Below are 19156 nucleotides of genomic sequence, written 5' to 3' on the forward strand. Positions count from 1 at the left end.
GGGACGCGGGGCCCGGACATCGGCGGATACGACGATCAGGCGCGAAGCCGGTACTACCGAACGCCAACCACCGAACGTCGCCCCCGGGCTGCAACCGCCGAACACCAACCGCTGGCCGCCAACCACCAACCGCTGGCCGCTGGCCGCTGCCGCAGCAACCAAGCAACTCAGCGCCCCACCACGGGCCCTCCACAGCTCAGCGCCCACCGCACCGCTCATCACCAGCCGCAGCACCCGATATGTCACTCACCGAAGCCGCACAGCTTCTCGCCGTCCCGCCACCGGACACGGTCACGGACACAGACACGGCTGGGACCGTCTGCGGCCGGTCGGCCTACTCGTTGGTGAACTCCTCCAGGACGGTGGCGCCCAGTTCGCGGACGATCAGGTCGTGTCCGGAGAGCGCCGAGTCGACGAGATCCGGGTCGTCGGCCTCCGGGGTGTCGTCCTCCGGGGCGACCGAGCGCGGCGGCTCCTGCGCCGCGTAGGCCGAACCGGTGCCGCTCACACCACTCGCGCCGCTCGCACTTCCCCCACCGCCCGTACCGCTCACACCGCCCGACGCGTGACCGGACTGCTGGGACGTCTGGTTCGCCTGCCCCTGCTGGTACGGCTGCTGCGCCTGTGACTGTTGTGACTGCTGTCCGTGCTGCTGAGCGGTCGGCCGGGGCTCGTACTGCTGCTGCGGGGCGGACGGGGCCTGATACTGCTGCGGTGCCGGAGCGGCCGGCCGGACGCCGCCGGTCTGCGGGGGCTGACCGCCACCCGAGAGATCGACGATCGACTCGATCTTCCAGTGCGAGTTGAACTGCTCTGCGAGAGCCTGCTTCAGCACCTCTTCGCTGCCGCTGCTGGAGAAGGTGTCGCGGGCGCCCGCGTTGAGGAAACCGAGCTGGAGCGTGGTGCCGTCGAAGCCGGTTACCTGGGCGTTCTGGCTGAGAAGAATCCAGGTGAATCGGCGGCGGTTCTTCACGGCCTCCAGGATGTTCGGCCACATGTTCCGTACCTGCATGGCGCCCTGCACCATGCCCTGACTCGGCTCGGGTGCGGCGGGGCCCGACTGGTGCGTCGGGGCGGCCGGCGCGGCGGGTCCCGGCACGGACGGTGGGGCCGGGGTCCGGCCGGGCGTGGAGGCGGTCGGCCAGCCTCCGGGTCGACGAGCGCTGTCGGCACCGGCCGGGGTCGCGGTGGGCCAGGCGCCGGGCCGCGGTCCGGCGGCCTCGGGGACCTCGTCCGGGGAGGTCGGGGCCGCGGGAGTGGGTACGGGCGGCGCCGGAGGGGCGGTCGGCCCGGACGGCTCGGGCGCGTCCACCCGTACCGCGGCATGGGTGGCGACGGGCCCGGTGCCGGGCGCCGGGACGGGATGCGTGACCAGCGGTGCGTGCGCCTGGGCCTCGGGACCCGGTACGTACCCCACGGCGGGTCCCGCACCGGCCGTCGCGAACGAGGCGCCCCGCTCCAGCCGGTCCAGCCGGGCCTGTGTCGACCGCTCGTCGTCGAAGGCGGCGGGCAGCAGCACCCGGGCGCAGATCAGCTCCACCTGGAGGCGCGGCGAAGTGGCCCCGCGCATCTCGGTGAGCCCCTGGTTGACCAGGTCGGCCGCGCGGCTCAGTTCGGCGGCGCCGAAGACGGACGCCTGGGCCTGCATCCGCTCGACGACGTCGGGGGGGGCGTCGATGAGACCCTTCTCCCCCGCGTCCGGCACGGCGGCCAGGATCACCAGGTCCCGTAGCCGCTCAAGGAGGTCCGCGACGAACCGTCGCGGGTCGTTGCCACCCTCGACGACCTGGTCCACGACCTCGAAGGCCGCAGCCCCGTCTCCCGCCGCGAAGGCGTCCACGATGGAGTCGAGCAGCGTGCCGTCCGTATAACCGAGCAGGGAGGTCGCCATGGCGTATGTCACACCGGCGTCGCCCGCACCCGCGAGGAGCTGGTCCATGACGGACATCGAGTCACGCACGGACCCGGCGCCGGCCCGCACGACGAGTGGCAGCACGCCGTCCTCGACCGGGCTGTTCTCCTTGCCGCAGACCTCCGCGAGATAACCGCGCAGAGTGCCCGGCGGAACCAGGCGGAACGGATAGTGGTGCGTACGCGACCGGATCGTGCCGATGACCTTCTCGGGCTCGGTGGTCGCGAAGATGAACTTCAGATGCTCGGGCGGCTCCTCGACCACCTTCAGCAGGGCGTTGAACCCCGCCGGGGTGACCATGTGCGCCTCGTCGATGATGTAGATCTTGTAACGGCTGGAGGCGGGCCCGAAGAACGCCTTCTCGCGCAGATCACGGGCGTCGTCCACACCACCGTGCGACGCGGCGTCGATCTCGATGACATCGATCGATCCCGGCCCGTTGCGCGCGAGGTCCTGGCAGGACTGGCACTCCCCGCACGGTGTCGGCGTGGGCCCCTGCTCGCAGTTCAGACAGCGGGCGAGGATGCGTGCGCTGGTCGTCTTTCCACAGCCCCGCGGCCCACTGAACAGGTACGCGTGGTTGACCCGGTTGTTCCGCAGGGCCTGCTGCAGCGGGTCAGTGACATGCTCCTGACCGATGACCTCGGCGAACGACTCGGGGCGATAGCGACGGTACAACGCAAGGGACGACACACATACGAGGTTAAGGGGACGGACTGACAACCGGCCCCATCCCGCCCACACACCCGCGCCGACCAGCGGAAACACCGTTCCCGCCCACGCAGACGCCCCCCACGCACCCGCCAGAGCCGACCTACCCTTGCTGCCTTCCGGCCCTGGGGGAGTTCAGTCAGATAGCGCCACGTGAGGGGCTGCCCCCCACCTTAGCCGATCCCCACCCCCACCGGTCCACCTCCTCCGCCCGACCCCGCCCGTGACCCACCCACACCCGAACCGATCCGGACGGGGTGCGCGAGCACCCCTCAACGTCTTGTATTGTTTGCGGCGGAGGATTCGCCTAGTGGCCTAGGGCGCACGCTTGGAAAGCGTGTTGGGGGCAACCCCTCACGAGTTCGAATCTCGTATCCTCCGCCATTGCTCTCACCGGGCAATACGTTGAAGGGCCCCGCAGCTTGCTGCGGGGCCCTTCGGCGTTCGTGGTTGCAGTTCTGGTTGCAGTTCGTGTGGCGGCCCAGCCTGGAACCGCCAGACGGTCCACTACCGGCACCTAGGCATCCCTCGCAACTTCGACCGGCTTTGTCGGTGGTGAGTGGTAAGTCTGTTCTCCTACCGATCGGCTTCTCGGGTGAAGGGGCGGACAGCCATGGCGGGGGAGAGCTACGTCGACCACGAGGTCCTCAAGTCGTACGCGAAGAGCAAGGTGAACGTGCCGAAGGAGGAGGCGAAGGAACGCCGCCGCCAGGTGAACTACCTGCGGGAGCGGCTGGAGGACTACATCGCAGCCCACCCAGACTTCGACCTCGTGAAGCTCCGAGCATCCGGCAGCACGGCCAAGCACACAGCGATCCGTCGCAGGCGCGGCACAGGGTCTGACGCGGATGTCGCCGCGTACCTGCGCGTCGGCGATCCCGCCATCGACGTCTCGACGGCACTGGCCTGGCTGGAGAAGCGTTGCAAAGAGGTCTATGGCAAGACGAAGGTTGCGGAGGACTTCAAGCTCTCCGACCACGCCGTCGGTATCACGATGCGGGGCTCCGACTTGAAGATCGACGTGGTGCCGGTGCTCTACACCGGCGAGCCGGACGACCAGGGCTACCTGGTCACCAGTGGCGGCATCAAGGTACTCACCTCGGTCACGCTGCACCTGCGCTTCATCGAAAAGCGCAAGGGGGAGGCCGGCGACGGCTACCGGGAGCTTATCCGCCTGCTGAAGGGATGGGTCCGGGAGAGCAAGGAGGGCGATCCGCAGCTGCGCTGCAAGTCCTTCCTGATTGAACTCTTGGTCGCGCACCTCTGGGACGTCGGCTGGAACGGACAGCCGCTGCAGGTTGACGACTATCCGCGGGCGATCGAGCAGGTCCTCTCCTACATCGTCCGCACCGGCCTGAAGACACCGATCACCTTCACCGACTACTACACGGCCGACGAGGTGAGCGCGACGACAGACCCTATCCAGGTCTGGGACCCGGTCAATCCGGAAAACAATGTCGCTCGCGGCTACACCGAGTTCGACCGCCAGCGGTTGGTCAACCACGCCAAGACGACCCTCGACACGCTCACGACGGCCGCCTACGCGACCACGAAGAGTGAGGCGCTCGACCTCTGGCGCGAGCTGTTCGGCCCCACCTTCCCGGGAGAGTGACCATGACCGGCTCGTACTCCAGATCCGCTTCCGGCTCGTTCACGATCACCGATGCCCGCTACGTCGGAGGCAGAGTCGCTGCGGACCTGCGCCTGCTGTACAACCTCTACGGCGAGCCCTCCCTCGAGAGAATCGAGAAGTTCGCCGAGGAGGTCGCCCTGCTCCTGCGCGACGGCTATCTCGACACCGTCGACTACGGCTTCCGCGACACGGCAACCAACGCCTGGAAGTTCCGCCTGCGCTATAAGGCCACGGCCGGCGGCCAGCTCATCGACTCCCGGCCAGGCAGCTTCCCTGACGCGGTCGACCTCACCGGCTACACCTTTCATAGCTTCCTGGACTACAGCTCTACCTTCTGGCTCCTGACCAGCAGCCAGAAGGCTGGGGTCAAGGAGGCCCTGCCGATCTCCCGGACGACCGGCACCGCCCCGAGTGCCGTCGCGGGCACCGGCACCACGGGGCACGGCTACGCCCGCAACGGCACGGGAGTCTCACGCGACGTCTACGTCGCTTACTAGTCCGAAGCCTTTGAGCAGGAGGAACGAGCACGTGACCAGCCAGGACGATCTGTTCCACCCCGTCATCGAGTTGCCCGAGCCCACCCGACGCGCCCGCTACGACCGCTTGATCGGCCTGGACGAGACGAAGCTGCGCCTGCGCAAGGAAGCCGCGCTCCTCGCGGATCCGCGCCGGCTTCGGTCTTGGGCCGCGCAGTACCACGGTGGCGACGTCGCCGCTCTCGCTCTGTTCGCAGACCGGGCGCCGCTGTTCGTTTTCGCAGGCGACGTCGGCTCCGGCAAGTCCGCGCTGGCCGAATCCTTCGGCTGCGACCTCGCCGACTGGCTCGATCTGCCGGTGTACCTATACCGGCTCAAGCTCGCTACCCGCGGCAGCGGCTTGGTCGGCGAGATGACCTCGCTCATTGGAGACGCCTTTACCCACATGCACACAGTGGGCAAGCGGGCGTCGGGCTCTGGGGGAGCACGCGCAGTGCAGCTTCTTGTCGTCGACGAGGCGGACGCCCTGGTGCAGTCCCGCGAGGCCCAGCAGATGCACCATGAGGATCGCGCCGGCGTCGACGCGTTCCTGGCCGGCATCGACGGCTTGACCGGCGCCGCGCTCCCGGTCGTCATCGTGCTGTGCACCAACCGGGTCGGCGCCCTCGACCCGGCCGTCATGCGCCGCGCCGCGGCCACATTCACCTTCACCCGCCCCAGCGACGAGCAACGCCACGCAGTCCTCACTCAGGCTCTCGACGGACTCGGCATCCGACCGGAGACCGTCCGCAAGGTAGTCGTGCTCACCGGCCCTACTGAGGGACGCCCCGGCTACACCTTCTCCGACCTCACCCAGCGCCTGGTCCCGGCAGCTGTCTTCCGTGCCTTCCCCGACCGGCCCGTCATGGACGAGGACCTCCTCGCCCTTGCCGAGGAGATGGAGCCCACCCCCGTCTTCACCGAGGAGCGCTGATGGCCCACCTCCCCGCCCCCGGCCCCACCAGCGTCCGCACCACCGGTGACTATTACCAATGGCTAGTCGCCTGGGAGGCATGCCTGACCCTCCTCCGGGAGAACGCCGCCCGTTCGCATAACCCTGTGCGCGCCGTCGGCGTCGAGCTTGACGGCGTCGGCAATCTCGACGACGTCGTCATGCTGCGCGATGTTCCTCCGAGCACTTACAAGCAGGTCAAGTACGCGGTCGACAGCGCCACACCGGTCAACGTGGAATACCTGACCAAGCCCAGCAACAGCGGTGGCCCGTCGATTCTCAAGAAGATCGCCAGGACGTGGAAGCAGTTGACCGCAGACGGCGGCAGCGTCGAACTGCACTTGGTCACCAACCGGGCGGCCGATCCTGCTGATGATCTGGTGAAGGTCTGCGATGCCCGCACCGGGCTTCTGATGCCAAAGGCAGGCGTCGGCGGAGACAAGTCGGATCGCGGCAAGGCCCGTGCCCGGTGGGCCGAGGAAGCAGCTCTAACCGAGGCTGAACTCCTCGACCTGCTGTCGGTTCTGCACTTCGACCTGTCAGTGAACATGGTCAAGTACCAGGAATATCTGCAGCTGTTGATGGCCGTCGCGGGTCTACACAACGACCAGCGGGCGTTGGAGGCGGGAGCCGGATGGGTCGCCAAGATGGTCCGCGATGGCCAGCGCGAGCTCACGCTGGCCATGGTCGAGAGTGCCGTCACCGAGTTGGGCCTGGAGGCCGGCCCCGCTCGGGCCGTCCTGTCGATCGCCACTCTTAAGCCAGACCCGATGGCCCCGGACGCCGACCACGCCATTGATTGGGTTGACCGCTTCGAAAGCGAATCCGAGTACACGAAGCGTCGACCCTTGTCGCCGAATACCTGGGCCCAGCTGCAGGCGGACATTGAGGCCGCGCCCGGGCGCCTCCCCGCCGGTACGACCGCCGTCTCCGTCACGGGCAGCATCCGTCTAGCGCCAGCCTTCCTGGTTGGTACCACGTTCCGCATGGTCACAGGGACCGACCTGGCAGCGCTGCAGCGGGGGAGGGCCGGCAGCGAGCTCTGGTCCACCAACGACCCGTTCGAGACCCCCTTGGCCCCGGAAGTCGCTGAGTACGAGCTTGGCCAAGGCGACGAGATCGCTGTCGCCATCGCGGTCGCGACGGAGATCACCAGCGACGTCCTGGAGTACCTGCGCGAGCAGAACCTCCCGGTCGGTAAGCTCATCGTCTTCGCCCCGCCGAGCGGTAAGGCGAATGACGGCTCCGTCCATGGCAGCACCGCCGCCAACGCCTTGGCAGTGGGCATCCGCGATCATCTCCGCCGCTCCACTCGCCGAGTTCAGCGCATGCACCTCTTCCTCGCCTGCCCGATGGGACTTGCTGTTCTACTGGGCAACCGATGGAACCGGCTGTGTCAGACCGTTGTTTACGAGGACATCAAGATCGGCGACGGATACGAAGCAGCATTCACCGTAGAGGCATAAGAGGCTCAAGCCCAAGGGCACCGGACCTCAGTGTTCAGAGGGTCGCCAGCCTCTGCGCAGAGTGCGGGCTCCGACCATTGGCGATCGGAGCCCGCATGGCCCACCTGCAGCAGGATCAGAGGGCGGGTGGCTCGCCAGCCCAGGGCCAAAGCAGCCCACCGACCTTGTCCGCTGTGTCCTTGAGGACGCGGCTGGTCAGGTGCTGATAACGGCGGCGCATCCGCGCGGACTTGCCCGGTTCCCACCCCATGATTCCGTCCACCACCGCGTCAGAGACGCCCAGGATCAGCAGGACGGTCGCTGCGGTGTGGCGAGCGTCGTGGAGGCGGCCGTCGCGGACTCCCGCCGCCTTCAGCAAGTCCTTCCACTTGTGGAAGTCCGTGTTCGGGTTCAGAGGCTCGCCGGTCGGCGAGGTAAAGACGTACCCCTTCTCTGTCCACAGGTCCCGTCCGCGCTTCCGCTCGCGGCCCTGTTCCTCCTTGTGCTGGCGAAGTAGCTCCATCAGCTCACCCGGGACGCCGATGGGCCTCTGACCGGCCCGGGACTTCACGCTCTTGGTCTCACGCCGGGTGTTGATCTTCTGGGGGCAGAAGCCCGGCTTACGCCCGCAGCGGTCGCCGCAGCCGTGCTGGTAGCGGGGCCGCAGCCGGCCTCGGCGCACGCGGATCACATTGAGTTCGAAGTCGACGTCACTCCACTGCATGCCGAGGACCTCGCCCTGTCGCAGGCCGAGCGCGAGGGCGATGACCCAGCGTGCGGTGTTGCGATGCTTGTGCGCTTCGGCGAGCAGGCGCTGGACCTCCTCTACCGAGTACGGCTCGACCTCCTCCTCTTCAACACGAGGGCCCTTGGCGATCGTTGCTGGGTTGACCGTGAGGTGAGCCCGCCGCACCGCCTCATTGAGGGCGGTACGGACGGTCCGGTGACTCTGGTGAACGGTGCCGGCCGAGCTTCCGTTGTCCTGCATCTTCTTGTAGAAGCGCTCCAGGTGCTCTGGCTCCAGCTTCTCCAGGCGGTGGGCACCGAGGCCGGGTATGAGGTGGTGGTAGACCGCGACACGGTAGCCATCGATCGTGTTCTCGGAGACGTTCGGCGCGGCAATGTTCTCGACCCAGTGGACGAGCCAGGTCTCCAGCGTCCAGTTCTGGCCGGCCTTGCGGACGGCTCCCTTGTCCCGCTGGCGCTCCAGTTCGCGGACGGCCCTGGTGACGTCAGGGCGGGTCTTCCGACTGATGTGGCGCCGATCGGGTGCACCGTTGTCCTTGGTGCCCACGGTGACGTATCCGTGCCAGCGACCGTCCTTGCCGTAGAAGATCGACGAGGCGCCATTGGGCTGACGGCCTTTCGCCGTCCCGGCCCGGGTCATGCTGCGGTCCCGAAGTCGCCGGCCGTGAGACGCCGAGCCAGGAAGTCGTTCACCGCCTCTGTTGGGATGCGGCGCAAACTACCGATCTTGACCGAGGCGATCTCGCCGGAGGTGACGTACTCGTACAGTTTCGTGCGACCGATGCCGATCCGTCGCGCGGCCTCGGCGACGGTGAAGGCGACAAGGGTGGTCTCGTCTTGGGCGGGCCGACGTTCGGAGATCAGGTTCCGCAGGTCGTCCTCGGGGACGTCCAGCAGGTCGGCTATCAGGGCAAGCGGAAGGTCGCTTCGGTGCAAGGGAGGGTCCTCTCCTGGCAGGCCACGGGACGGCGAATCCCGCTAGGTCGGCAAGTCGTTCAGGGATGGGCGTGAAGAGAAAAGAAGGAGCCCGAGACGGCAAAACCCGCGCTGTTCGTAGCAGCGAGCGAGGTGCCGGGATCAGCTCTGCTCGGTCGGCGCGTCCATGCGCTCGCCGAGGAAGCTGCGGAGCCGCGTAGGGGCTCCGCGGTGGTGATGGAATTCGCCATTCGAGGCGATGGTCAACTCGTGGGTCAGTAGAGCCTTGACCATGTCGTCCTGGTTGGGGTTGGCGTCCGTGTAGGCCGCCAGTTCGTCCTGGATTCGGCGCATGTCCTTCCCCAGATCCCGCCATTCCCTCCATCTCGCGACGTACTCGCCGACGAGACGTCGGACCAGCGGATTGGCGAGCTGGCCGGGCGGACTGGTCAACTCGTCGAAGGTCAGATCGAAGACCTTGCAGAAGCCGAGCGCCTCATCGAGATTGACCCTTCGGCGGGGCTTCCCACTCTCGATGCGCCAGATCGCGGACTGGTTGACCGGGTGGCCGACATCAGCCATCCGCTCGGCGAGCGTGACCGTGCTCCACCCGCGTGCCTCGCGTTCGAGCTTGATCCGCTCCGCGACATGCTCCTCGGCCAGCGGCCGGTCCGGCCCCGCGCGGGAGGCGCCTTCGTTACTACTCACCACTGCACCTCCTTGCTGGGGCCCGACGGACAGCCGGGGCGATGGTGAAAACTAAACACCATTCCGGAGTCGAATGCAACCGTTGCGCTTCCAAAAACGTCAGGTACTGTAGACGTCCGCCCTCGAACGGCGGTGAACGCAAAAAGCCCCCGACGCTACGAACGTCGGGGGCCAAGCACGAACTCTTGTAACCGCCCATCCCTGAACGATTGACCCGCGTGGCCTGGGATTCGCCGTCCCGTACGGCCCGCAAGTTGAGGAGCTCAATGTCCAGTATGGACGAACCCCGGCCGAACGCGCCACACCTCGCGGGAACCGGCCGCCAGCCCACGGCGGGCTACCCCACCGCGGTTCCGCCGCACGACGTCGACGCCGAAGCCGCCGTGCTGGGGGCCTGCATGCATCAGGCGGCGGTGATCGACGAAGTGCGCCAATTGCTCGACGCGGCCGACTTCTACCGCCCCGCGCACGAGACGGTCTGGCGCGCCATCCTCGCTCTGCACGGCGAGGACAAGCCGACCGACCCCATCGTCCTGTCGCACCAGCTGCGCGCCCAGGACGACCTGGAACGGGTCGGCGGTGTGGTGTACGTCCACCAGCTCGCCGACGCCGTGCCCTCCGCCAGCAGCGCCGCCTATTACGCGGGCATCGTGCGCACGATGGCCGACCTGAGGCGTCTGCGGGCCTCCGGCATCCGGACCGCTCAGCAGGCGATGGAGCCGGGCGCCGATCCGGATGCCATCCGCAGCGAGGTGGAGGCAGAGGTCCAGGCGGAGCGCGAGCGTGCGCTGGCCTCGGGACAGGGCCGACTCTCCCGGTTCATCACCGACGGATGGCGCTTCGTCACCGAGACCGGCACTGACACCGAACCTCTCTGGGGCACTCGGGAGCAGACGGCCTGGTCGTCGGGAGAGAGCCTGATGATCGTCGGAGCGCCGGGAGTCGGGAAGACCACGCTGGCCCACCAAGTGATCCTCGCTCGTCTGGGCCTGTCGGACAGCGTCCTGGACATGCCGGTCGCACCGAGCCGACGGGTGCTGTACCTCGCGCTGGACAGGTATAAGCAGATCGCCCGCGCCATGGCCCGCAGCGTCGGGCCTGAGCATGAGCAGCGCTTGCGCGACGGGCTCGCCGTCTGGCAAGGGCCTCTGCCCGCCGCCCTGGACAGGGAGCCCGACCTCCTTGCCGACCTCGCCGCAGCCCACCAGGCCGACACAATCGTGATCGACAGCCTCAAGGACGCGGTAAGCACGCTGGTCGACGACGCCCTCGGCGTCGCCTACAACAACGCCCGCCAGCGAGCTATCCGCAATGGCGTCGAGATCATGGAACTCCACCATCAGCGCAAGGCCACCGAGGGCGCTCCACGCGCCCAGAAGCCCACCCTGGACCGCGTCTACGGCTCCACGTGGATCACGTCCGGCGCGGGCAGCGTTCTCTTCGTCTCCGGGGAGGCCGGCGACCTCGCCGTCACCCTGCACCACCTCAAAACCCCCACCGGCGAGATCGGCCCCCTCCAGGTCATCCACGACCACGAACGCGGCATCTCGACGCTCGACCCCGCCCTCGACCCGGTCGCCATCCTGCGACAGCGCCCCGATGGCCTGACCGTGCGCGAACTCGCCATGATCCAGAGCGGCCAGAACAACCCCGAGCGCTCGGCCACCGAGAAAGCCAGGCGCACCCTGGACCGACTCGTCAGGGCCGGACTCGCAGGCAAGGCCGAAGGCACCGCAGGCGGCACCGGAGGCGGCCAGCAAGCCCGCTACCGCGCCTCAGTCCGCCATATCGGCGCCGTCTCCTGACCTGATCGCCGAACGCCGGGACCGTACACGAGGGCGTACACGCACCCCTCCCCCGCGCACCGGCCCACGCCTCACCGCAGGCGAACACGCCAAGAACGAAACCCCAGGTCAGACGATCACGCGATCGTTCACGCCGTACACGCACACCAGCGTTCACGCGTGAGCCCCCCTTTAGAAGGGGGCTCGCGTGTACGCCCCCTGCGTGAACGCCGTGATCGCCTCCGCAGAACCACCCCGGAGAACCCGCATGACCACACCCGCCACGCCTCATGACACCACCCAGCAGGGCAACGCGATGCCCCACGCCGAGCACGTCCAAGACGTGAAGCCACAAGCAACGGCCCAGCATGCCGCCGAGCGGTACGCCCTCGCCGCAGCCGGAACCGTCATCATCGCCCTCACCGCCGGCGGCTTCTGGCTCTCCTACGCACACCTCGCCCAAGTCGCCGGACAGCATGGCCTGGGAAGCTCCCCGGTCCGGCAATGGGCCTGGCCCGCGACCCTGGACGCCTTCATCGTCGCGGGCGAACTGCTCATGCTCCGCGCCGGCCTCCGGCGAGTGACCGACTGGTGGGCGGTCACCCTGACCGCTACCGGGTCGGTCGGATCCATTGCGCTCAACGTGGCCGGTGTCAGCGGCACGGGCAACGCGAGCGTCGTGCCCTTGCTCGACTACGTGGTCGCGGCGGTTCCCCCGACCGCAGCCCTGCTGGCCTTCGGCGTGCTGATGCGGCAGATCCACCAACTGGTCGACCGGCCCCTCGACCGCCCGGCACTCAATTCCGCCGAGGCACCGGAACCGCGGGCCACACCATCCGAACGCATCGCCAATCCGCAGGCAACCGACTCCGGCCGAACGCCGTCGCCCCGGATTTCGGAGGACCAGCCGCGTGGTGGGCGTCCGGTCAGCGCGACGGTCGAGGAACTGGTTGAGATCGGGCGGATCGCTGCGGCCGAGCAGCGCAAGCTCACACGGGACATCGTGCAACAGGCCATACGGGCCAAGGGACATACGGTCGGCGGCCAGAGGCTGACCGAAGTCATGGAAGTCCTCCGGTCGGAACCCGGCATCGGTCGGAACGTCGGCTGATCGCCCGCCATCCCGGTGGCCGGAACTCCTACGGCCACCGGTCAAGCGGTCCCCGCCTCTCCGCCGCCCTCACTCATCCACACTCCCGCAGTCGTAGCCGTGGCCTCAGCACGCCACCACCCGGCCCACACCTTCCGGAGAGCTATCCGTGACCCACGACCCGAACCACACTGACGGCTCCATCGACGGGCCGCCGACACTGACGAAGTCGCCTACGCTGACGGAACGTTTGCGGCGGGCGTTCGGACGGACGGCTCCTGGCGGAGCCAGTAGTACCCCGAGTCCGACTCATGGCCGGTCTTCGGGGGTCTCCGCCCCAGGGGTGACGGAGACGGGCCAGCGCCAGGGGGCGCCGGACCGGGAGGCCGGGGCCGAGGGCGGCCCCGACCAGGACGAGCTCCGTACCGTCCAGCAGCAACTCCTTCACCCCACGCCCACCGCCGAGCCGACGGCCGGCGAGCGCGATGTGCAGAGCGTCCAGCCGGCGATCCGCCGCTTCACCGGCACCAAGCGAACCGTCCGCGTCGGCCCGCTGCGCTTCACCGCCGACGAGCACGCCGCCCTTCAGGAGGCCGCCGCCGAGCACGGCTACAAGGGCGAATCCGGCTTCGCCGCCGACATCGTCCTCGCCTTCGTCACCGGCCGGTTCACCGCGAACCTTCCCCTGTCCGAGGACCGCCGCCGCACCCACATGTTCCGCGCCCAGGTGCTGCGCGAGCTCAACCGCATCGGCGTCAACGTCAACCAGATCGCCCGCGCGCTCAACAGCGACTTCACGCCGCCCGACATCCGTCAGCGCCTCGACGAACTCCACCACCTGCTCGCCCTGATCGCCGAAGCCCTGCGCCGGCCCACTGACCCAACGGAGGTCTGACCGGATGATCGCCGCCATCAAACCGACCGGAGCCAACACCCGCGGCCTGCTCTCCTACCTCTACGGCCCAGGCCGACACGACGAACACCTCGACCCGCACCTGGTGACCGGCTACGCGATGCTCGGCATGCCCGACCCCGGACGCGACGAGAACGCCACCCTCACCCAGCTTGCCCGCCACCTCGACGAGCCCGTACGCCTGCGGAACAGCGAGTTCGGCAAACCCGTCACCGACCACGTCTGGCACTGCCCCGTCCGCGCCGCCCCCGAGGACCGTAACCTCTCCGACACTGAGTGGGGCGAGATCGCCCAGCGCATCGTCCACGCAGCAGGCATCGCCCCTGACGGCGACGACCTGGCCTGCCGCTGGATCGCCGTACGCCACGCCGACGACCACATCCACATCCTCGCCACCACAGTCCGCGAAGACGGCCGTCGCCCCAAACTCCACGACAGCGGCATCCGCGTCGGCGACGCCTGCCGCCAGATCGAGAAGGACTACGGGCTGCGCCGCCTGAAGAAAGGCGACCGCACCGCCGGGCGTCGGCCCGCCCAGGCCGAGATGCACAAGGCCGAGCGCCTCGGCTGGGAGCAGACCAGCCGCCAGTGGCTCCAGGACCGCATCCGCGCCGCCATCCCGCACGCCACCAGCGCCGAGGAACTCCTCGCCTACCTCGAAGCCGACGACATCCTGGTCAAGCCCCGCCGAGGCCCCTCCGGAGACCTCCTCGGCTACGCCGTCGGCAGGCCCGGCGACCTCAACAAGGACGGCGAGCAGATCTACCACCCCGGCGGGAAGATCGCCCCCGACCTCACCCTGCCCAAGCTCAAGGACCGCCTGGAAACCAGCGCACCGGAGGAACACCCCACAGCCCGCCGCGACCGACCCACCACCCCCTGGCATCAGGCCACCCAAGCCCTCGACACCCTTCGCCCAGAGACCACCAACACGAGCGCCGACGAGGACGCACGGACACAGGCGAACATCAGTGCCCTGGGCGAACTGATCGAAGCCACCGCCCAAGCAGCGCCCGCCGACCATCGCGCTCAACTGCGCTCAGCCAGTGCGGCATTCGCCCGTGCCCAGCGTTCACAGGTCCGGGCCGAGGACCGTGCCGCCCACGCCCTGCGGACCGCGGCCCGCGACATCGCACACACCGCCACTGGCCCCGACGGCAGCGTCCTCGCAGCCCTGACCGCTGCACTCGTCTGGGCCGCCGTCCTCGCTGCACGCTGGCACGAGGCCAAGGGCCATGCCCACCAGGCCGACGCTGCGCGCCAGGCCGTCCAGCACCTCCAGTCGGCAGCCGACGCCGCGCTCGCTCCGACGCTCTCCGAACTTGAAGCCCGGCGCCCTGGTGAAGGGACCCGCCGCACTCTTGCCAACGACGTACGCGCAGCCGTTCCCGAACACGCCGAGCGGATCCTTACCGACCCGGGCTGGCCCGCCCTCGCCACCGTCCTCGCCGACGCCGAAGCCAGCGGCCACAAACCCCACCAGCTCCTCAAGGAAGCCGCAGCCCAACGTGAACTGACCACAGCCCGCCAACCGGCCCGCGTCTTGATCACCCGCATCCAGCACACCAGCCGCAACCCCGCACCCAACCGCCGCGCCGAGGCAGCCCGCCTACGAAGCGTCAGCGCATCAGCCTTTGGCGCCCCTTCACCTAACGACCAGCCGAGGACAACCGCAGCGCCCACGAGCCAGCCGAGCCGCCACCGACGCTGACCCGGCAGGAGAGCCAGATCCCCAGAGACCCGCCAGCAACGTCGGCGAGGGTCTCCTCAGGACGCCCGTGAGCCCCGGAAGCGTGGACCTACGTCGGAGAGGCGCCTGTATATCAGCGGCTGGGCCGGTCACCACGCGTGGTGACCGGCCCAGCCGCTGATGCGCCCACTGTCCGTTCTCGGCCTCACTCCCGACGGAACATGCCGCCCCGCGCGCGATGCTTTCCAACGCGGCGCCCCTCAGGCTGCTCGGTTGCAGAAGCCGTGCTCACAGGTGGCGGGCGAGTCGGTTCGTCGTGAAGGAGGAGGGACTGCCAGACCTGCTCCTGCAAGACGCGGATGCACGGGCCGCAGGCGAACATCGCCGCCTGGGCACCCGCCACACTCACCGGGCCGATCCATAGAACACGGGTCCATCGCTGGCCGCAGTAGAGCCAGCAGAAGCCGTCAGTCCACGTATTGCCGTCGTCAGTGTCTGCTGCGGCGGGCAGACCGCCGCGCGCGAACTCGGCGATGCCGGGTATGACCCGAGGCGTCACGGCCAGTTCTATCAACACAGCTCGGCCCCCAAGATCACTCGCTCGGGACAGCTGCCCTGGCCGAAGCCTGCTTGTCGGCGTCAGCGAAAAGGAGCGTGGGCTCGGCCAGGATGTCCCTGCCGGCCTCGCTCTTGTAGATCTCGTCGACGCTGCCGAATCGTGCCTCGGTGTAGTCGAGGTCGAGCAGGGCTGCTGCCTGGCGGACCGATGCCTCGTCGGGTCCCTCGATCTCGACGAAGGTGGGGAGGTCCGGCCAGGTGTCGAAATCGAAGGCGACTTCGCCCAGGCGCCACTCCTCGCGGAAGTTCTCCTGGTAGCGGACTTCGCGCAGGCCGACGTTGCGGAGGATCTCGGCCATGGCGTGCAGGTCGGACACCTCGGTCTCGATCTCGGTGGTGCCGTCGATCGTCGTGGAGTCGGTGACCTGCTTCAGCGTGAGAGTGGAGCGGGTGGCCTCGTCCCTCAGGCGGACCCAGGCGCCGCCTTCGAGGGCGTCGTTCTCGAAGATCTTCCGGGTGAGGAGGGTGCGCGGAAATGCCTGGACGGCTCCGAGCGCGATCAGTTTGGCCTGGAGGCCGTCGACGTCGACGGCGAGGAACTTGGCCTCGTACTCGTGCTTCATAGGTCCTTCTTCCCGTAGCTCTAGGAGGGGGTGGACGCACGGGCGGCGAGGAGGAGGCCCATGCGGTGGTTGTGGTCCTGCAGCTGTCCGACGTGCGCCTGCTCGGTGAACTCGTTGGTCCGCAGGGTGAGCAGGACGTCCCAGTCCCCGATGAAGTAACGCCGCAGCTTCTCGGGGGATGTGTAGTGCTCAAGCACGTGGTGGCGTTGCGTGAGGGGCATCATGAACTCCGCGCCGAACAGGCCGCCGGGCCGGACCAGGCGCTGCATGCGGTCGACGAACTCGCCCAACGGCCGGTGGTGGTTGGCACTGTAATGCCACGAGCAGCTCGTCCAGACGGCATCACCGGGGGCGGTGACGGGTTCGGAGGCGAGGAAGTCCTCCTCCACGACCTGGACACGGTCGTGAAGCCCTTCCTGCTTCAGCCGCTCGATCATGCCCGTCGCGTGACCGGTTCTGCCACCCGGGAGTTGGACCTCGCCGCCGTGGAGGGCGAGCGGGTCGCGCTCGATGGCGATGACGCGGTAGCCGGCCGCGGCCAGTGGCACGACGAGTCTGCCGTCGCTCGCGCCGATGACCGTCACGGTGGAGTCAGGCTCCGTACGCTCCTTCAGCGCGGCGAGGAACTGGGGGAAGAAGGTGAGGGTGTGCCGCCACATGCTGGGTGTCTGCACGGGGTTGCTCTCCTTGCGGGTGGGTGCTCAGGACGGCTCGGAGTACCTCGTCAGGGGTGAGTCCGGTGGTGTTCACGCGGTGCACTGGGTACGAGGCGTAGGCGTCGGTGATCTTGTCTGCGGTGATCTCGGCGAGGGTGTCCCAACGCGAGACAGGCTTGTCGCGCCTGGCGAGTCGGCGCTGGCGCTCGTCCTCCGCGCAGACGAGGTAGTAGGTGACGGGACGCGGGATGCCCGGCGGCAGGGACACGGAGAGGTTGGCTCCGAAAGCGCTGTGGTTGGCCAGACAGCGTGCGAAGTAGCTTTCCACGACGACCGGGATGCCGGCGGACAGGTACCGCTGGATCTGATCGGTGGCGGTGAACAGGGCCGAGAGGTAGAAGCACATGCGCGCCTCTACGTTTCCCAGCCGGTCGACCTCCTGCCGCAGTACCTGGTAGGCGGGTGGCACGGTCGGGACCAGTACCGCGCCACGGGCGGCCGCGAGCATGGGGGCGAGCGTCGACTTGCCGGTGCCGCGTAGCCCTTCGACGCTCTCGAACGACGCCGGATCAGACACGTCCGTACACCACGTCCGGCACCGCGAGCGTGAGCTCGTCGGTGGCGGACGGCCGGTGGTCGATGTGATCGGCGAGCTTGTCGTACCAGAAGGCGTGCGAGTCCTTGCCGACAGCCTTGCAGGACATAGTGAGCGCGCCGCGCGGGTCGGCCTCGATCCGCTCGATCTCCACAGGGCCCCCCGCAGGGAGGCAGGCGTCCGGCGCACCGAGCTCGGACAGGTCCTCGTCGAGGATCACCTCGATGCCCAGCTCGGCCGAGGCCAGGCACTCCCGCAGACGGGTGTAGGCCGTGGCGTCGTTGACTAGGAGCTCGGGGTGGTCCGCTGCGTTGCCGACCGGCCGAAGGCAGTGGAGTTTCAGCTGCTCCACCCCGTAGTGCTGCAGTGTGCGGGCGAGCGACAGGACCTCGTCGATGTTGCGTGAGGTGACCGTCATGGTCGCGCCAGCGCGGACGCCGAGCTGCTGGGCGATTTCGAGTGCGCTCAGGGCACTGCGGTAACTTCCGAACTTCCGGATCTTGTCGTTGGTCGTACCGATGCCCTCCAGCGACACCCGGAGCAGGTCCAGGTCGGGGGCGATCTCGGTCAACCGGCGCTCGATCCGGTAGCCGTTGGTGCAGATCTCGACCTGCATGCCCAGGTCCCGCTTGGCGTACCGGACGACCTGGGCGAGGTCCCGATAGACGAACGGCTCGCCGCCCAGCAGGGTGACAGCCTCGGTGCCGTACTCGTCGCGCATCAGCGTAAGGAGGTTGACCGCCTCGTCCGAGGTGAAGGCGTCGGCGTGCTGAAGCCGTTTGCCGTGGAAGCAGTGCAGGCATTCGAAGTTGCAGCGGTAGAGCAGCTGCAGGTACAGCATCCGGATCCTGCGGATCCCGGTGACTTCGCTGATCACGAGGGTCTCCTTCGAGGCGCTTGCCTGGTGGGAGACCTGATATTGGCGGGACAGGTACGGACCTCGTCACCGCGTATCGGGACGCTGTAAGGACGTCCTGGGACGTTTTCAGCGTGCGGAGAGCCCCTCCAGAATCCCGAGTACACGGCCGGTGTCCGTCAGATCGGGCAGGACCATACGGGCACCGGCGGCTGCCAGCTCTTCGGTGCTGTGGACGCCGGAGGCGACCGCGATGATCTCGGAACCCGTGACGAGTGCGGCCTCCACGTCCCTCGGAGTGTCTCCGACGAGCACGACGGGCACGCCATCCGGGGCTCCCCGCAGCCGCCGGGCCCGCTCCCGGGCGACAGCGACCAGGTCGGGGCGTTGGAGGGCATCGGCCCCGTAGGCGCCAACCGGCAGGTCGAGGAGGGGATCAAGGCCGAAGGCCGCGACCTTCACGCGGGCGTTGTCCGCGATATTGCCTGTGAGCACCGACGACACCCAACTGCTGCGCACGGAGACCTCCTTCAGGACTTCCCGCACACCGGGCAGGGCTGTTCCCCGCTGGCTGAGGGCGTGGAGACGGGCCTCCCCGGCGTCGGCGAGAGCCTTCTCGACCGCTGGCCAGTCCGGCTCGGCCAGGCCGTTCCGCTCGAACATGTCGCGCATAATCAGCCGGTCCGTACGCCCTTCCGTCCGCGCCGGCCCCGCGGGCGCCCTTCCCGCCAGGGCCGTGAAGGCGGCGGCGTAGATCTCCTTGCTGACCCCTGAGTTCTCGATCAGGGTGTGGTCGATGTCCCACAGGACGATGAGCTCCATGCATCCAGCGTAAATACAGCGGTCATGGCCC

At 68.4% G+C, this 19156-nt stretch carries 17 protein-coding genes, 1 tRNA gene and 1 other RNA gene; 9 read left to right on the forward strand and 10 right to left on the reverse strand.

The window, feature by feature from the left end:
* Positions 1–334: 334 nt before the first annotated feature.
* Positions 335–2605 (reverse strand): DNA polymerase III subunit gamma and tau, encoded by a 2271-nt coding sequence (locus tag PZB75_RS14100; protein ID WP_275535640.1) that lies wholly within the window; start codon positions 2603–2605, stop codon positions 335–337.
* 87 nt (positions 2606–2692) lie between these two features.
* Positions 2693–2789, reverse strand: an RNA gene (ffs, locus tag PZB75_RS14105) — signal recognition particle sRNA small type.
* 130 nt (positions 2790–2919) lie between these two features.
* Here ffs and PZB75_RS14110 point away from each other — a divergent pair.
* From PZB75_RS14110 to PZB75_RS14130, 5 genes are all read left to right on the forward strand, one after another.
* A tRNA-Ser gene (locus PZB75_RS14110) sits at positions 2920–3007 on the forward strand.
* 229 nt (positions 3008–3236) lie between these two features.
* Entirely contained in the window at positions 3237–4235 is a 999-nt protein-coding gene (locus tag PZB75_RS14115; protein ID WP_275535641.1) for a CBASS oligonucleotide cyclase, read from the forward strand.
* Positions 4236–4237: 2 nt separating this feature from the next.
* Complete coding sequence (locus PZB75_RS14120) at positions 4238–4753, forward strand: hypothetical protein (protein ID WP_275535642.1); 516 nt, start codon at positions 4238–4240, stop codon at positions 4751–4753.
* Between the two features lie 31 nt (positions 4754–4784).
* Positions 4785–5705 (forward strand): AAA family ATPase, encoded by a 921-nt coding sequence (locus PZB75_RS14125; RefSeq protein ID WP_275535643.1) that lies wholly within the window; start codon positions 4785–4787, stop codon positions 5703–5705.
* Positions 5705–7189, forward strand: coding sequence for an SAVED domain-containing protein (locus PZB75_RS14130; protein ID WP_275535644.1), 1485 nt, complete (start codon positions 5705–5707; stop codon positions 7187–7189). The genes PZB75_RS14125 and PZB75_RS14130 overlap by 1 nt, the downstream gene beginning before the upstream one ends.
* A 115-nt stretch (positions 7190–7304) precedes the next feature.
* On the opposite strand, the gene PZB75_RS14135 is transcribed toward PZB75_RS14130, so the two are convergent.
* From PZB75_RS14135 to PZB75_RS14145, 3 genes are all read right to left on the reverse strand, one after another.
* On the reverse strand, positions 7305–8555 hold the full coding sequence (locus PZB75_RS14135) for a tyrosine-type recombinase/integrase (protein WP_275535645.1): 1251 nt from the start codon (positions 8553–8555) through the stop codon (positions 7305–7307).
* A complete protein-coding gene (locus PZB75_RS14140) occupies positions 8552–8851 on the reverse strand; it encodes a helix-turn-helix domain-containing protein (RefSeq protein ID WP_275535646.1) in 300 nt (99 codons plus the stop codon). The genes PZB75_RS14135 and PZB75_RS14140 overlap by 4 nt, the downstream gene beginning before the upstream one ends.
* Positions 8852–8992: 141 nt before the next feature.
* On the reverse strand, positions 8993–9538 hold the full coding sequence (locus tag PZB75_RS14145; protein WP_275535647.1) for a helix-turn-helix transcriptional regulator: 546 nt from the start codon (positions 9536–9538) through the stop codon (positions 8993–8995).
* Positions 9539–9804: 266 nt separating this feature from the next.
* On the opposite strand from PZB75_RS14145, the gene PZB75_RS14150 reads away from it, so the two are divergent.
* The 4 genes from PZB75_RS14150 (at position 9805) to PZB75_RS14165 (ending at position 15036) form a co-directional block, all read left to right on the forward strand.
* Positions 9805–11343, forward strand: coding sequence for a DnaB-like helicase N-terminal domain-containing protein (locus tag PZB75_RS14150; RefSeq protein ID WP_275535648.1), 1539 nt, complete (start codon positions 9805–9807; stop codon positions 11341–11343).
* A gap of 295 nt (positions 11344–11638) precedes the next feature.
* The gene (locus PZB75_RS14155) at positions 11639–12433 is read left to right on the forward strand and encodes a DUF2637 domain-containing protein (RefSeq protein WP_275538706.1); all 795 of its coding nucleotides are present in this window, start codon (positions 11639–11641) and stop codon (positions 12431–12433) included.
* A 322-nt stretch (positions 12434–12755) separates the two neighbouring features.
* Positions 12756–13307 (forward strand): MobC family plasmid mobilization relaxosome protein, encoded by a 552-nt coding sequence (locus PZB75_RS14160; protein WP_275535649.1) that lies wholly within the window; start codon positions 12756–12758, stop codon positions 13305–13307.
* Between the two features lie 4 nt (positions 13308–13311).
* Complete coding sequence (locus PZB75_RS14165; protein ID WP_275535650.1) at positions 13312–15036, forward strand: mobilization protein; 1725 nt, start codon at positions 13312–13314, stop codon at positions 15034–15036.
* 572 nt (positions 15037–15608) lie between these two features.
* On the opposite strand, the gene PZB75_RS14170 is transcribed toward PZB75_RS14165, so the two are convergent.
* The 5 genes from PZB75_RS14170 to PZB75_RS14190 all read right to left on the reverse strand — a co-directional run bounded on the left by PZB75_RS14170 (position 15609) and on the right by PZB75_RS14190 (position 19125).
* Entirely contained in the window at positions 15609–16196 is a 588-nt protein-coding gene (locus PZB75_RS14170; RefSeq protein ID WP_275535651.1) for a class IV adenylate cyclase, read from the reverse strand.
* A gap of 20 nt (positions 16197–16216) precedes the next feature.
* Complete coding sequence (locus tag PZB75_RS14175; RefSeq protein ID WP_275535652.1) at positions 16217–16870, reverse strand: SAM-dependent methyltransferase; 654 nt, start codon at positions 16868–16870, stop codon at positions 16217–16219.
* On the reverse strand, positions 16788–17429 hold the full coding sequence (locus tag PZB75_RS14180) for a hypothetical protein (RefSeq protein ID WP_275535653.1): 642 nt from the start codon (positions 17427–17429) through the stop codon (positions 16788–16790). The genes PZB75_RS14175 and PZB75_RS14180 overlap by 83 nt, the downstream gene beginning before the upstream one ends.
* A complete protein-coding gene (locus tag PZB75_RS14185; protein ID WP_275535654.1) occupies positions 17422–18324 on the reverse strand; it encodes a radical SAM protein in 903 nt (300 codons plus the stop codon). Before PZB75_RS14185 ends, PZB75_RS14180 begins: the two co-directional genes overlap by 8 nt.
* Before the next feature lie 108 nt (positions 18325–18432).
* Positions 18433–19125 (reverse strand): haloacid dehalogenase-like hydrolase, encoded by a 693-nt coding sequence (locus tag PZB75_RS14190; RefSeq protein WP_275535655.1) that lies wholly within the window; start codon positions 19123–19125, stop codon positions 18433–18435.
* Between the last annotated feature and the right edge of the window lie 31 nt (positions 19126–19156).

Origin of the sequence: Streptomyces sp. AM 4-1-1, assembly GCF_029167625.1 — a bacterium.
GTDB lineage: Bacteria > Actinomycetota > Actinomycetes > Streptomycetales > Streptomycetaceae > Streptomyces.

Bases quoted from the DNA above. Each gene is read 5' to 3' on its own strand.
- PZB75_RS14115 (WP_275535641.1), top strand. From the start codon at position 3,237: ATGGCGGGGGAGAGCTACGTCGACCACGAGGTCCTCAAGTCGTACGCG.
- PZB75_RS14120 (WP_275535642.1), top strand. From the start codon at position 4,238: ATGACCGGCTCGTACTCCAGATCCGCTTCCGGCTCGTTCACGATCACC.
- PZB75_RS14130 (WP_275535644.1), top strand. From the start codon at position 5,705: ATGGCCCACCTCCCCGCCCCCGGCCCCACCAGCGTCCGCACCACCGGT.
- PZB75_RS14135 (WP_275535645.1), bottom strand. From the start codon at position 8,555: ATGACCCGGGCCGGGACGGCGAAAGGCCGTCAGCCCAATGGCGCCTCG.
- PZB75_RS14150 (WP_275535648.1), top strand. From the start codon at position 9,805: ATGTCCAGTATGGACGAACCCCGGCCGAACGCGCCACACCTCGCGGGA.
- PZB75_RS14155 (WP_275538706.1), top strand. From the start codon at position 11,639: ATGCCCCACGCCGAGCACGTCCAAGACGTGAAGCCACAAGCAACGGCC.
- PZB75_RS14165 (WP_275535650.1), top strand. From the start codon at position 13,312: ATGATCGCCGCCATCAAACCGACCGGAGCCAACACCCGCGGCCTGCTC.
- PZB75_RS14170 (WP_275535651.1), bottom strand. From the start codon at position 16,196: ATGAAGCACGAGTACGAGGCCAAGTTCCTCGCCGTCGACGTCGACGGC.
- PZB75_RS14190 (WP_275535655.1), bottom strand. From the start codon at position 19,125: ATGGAGCTCATCGTCCTGTGGGACATCGACCACACCCTGATCGAGAAC.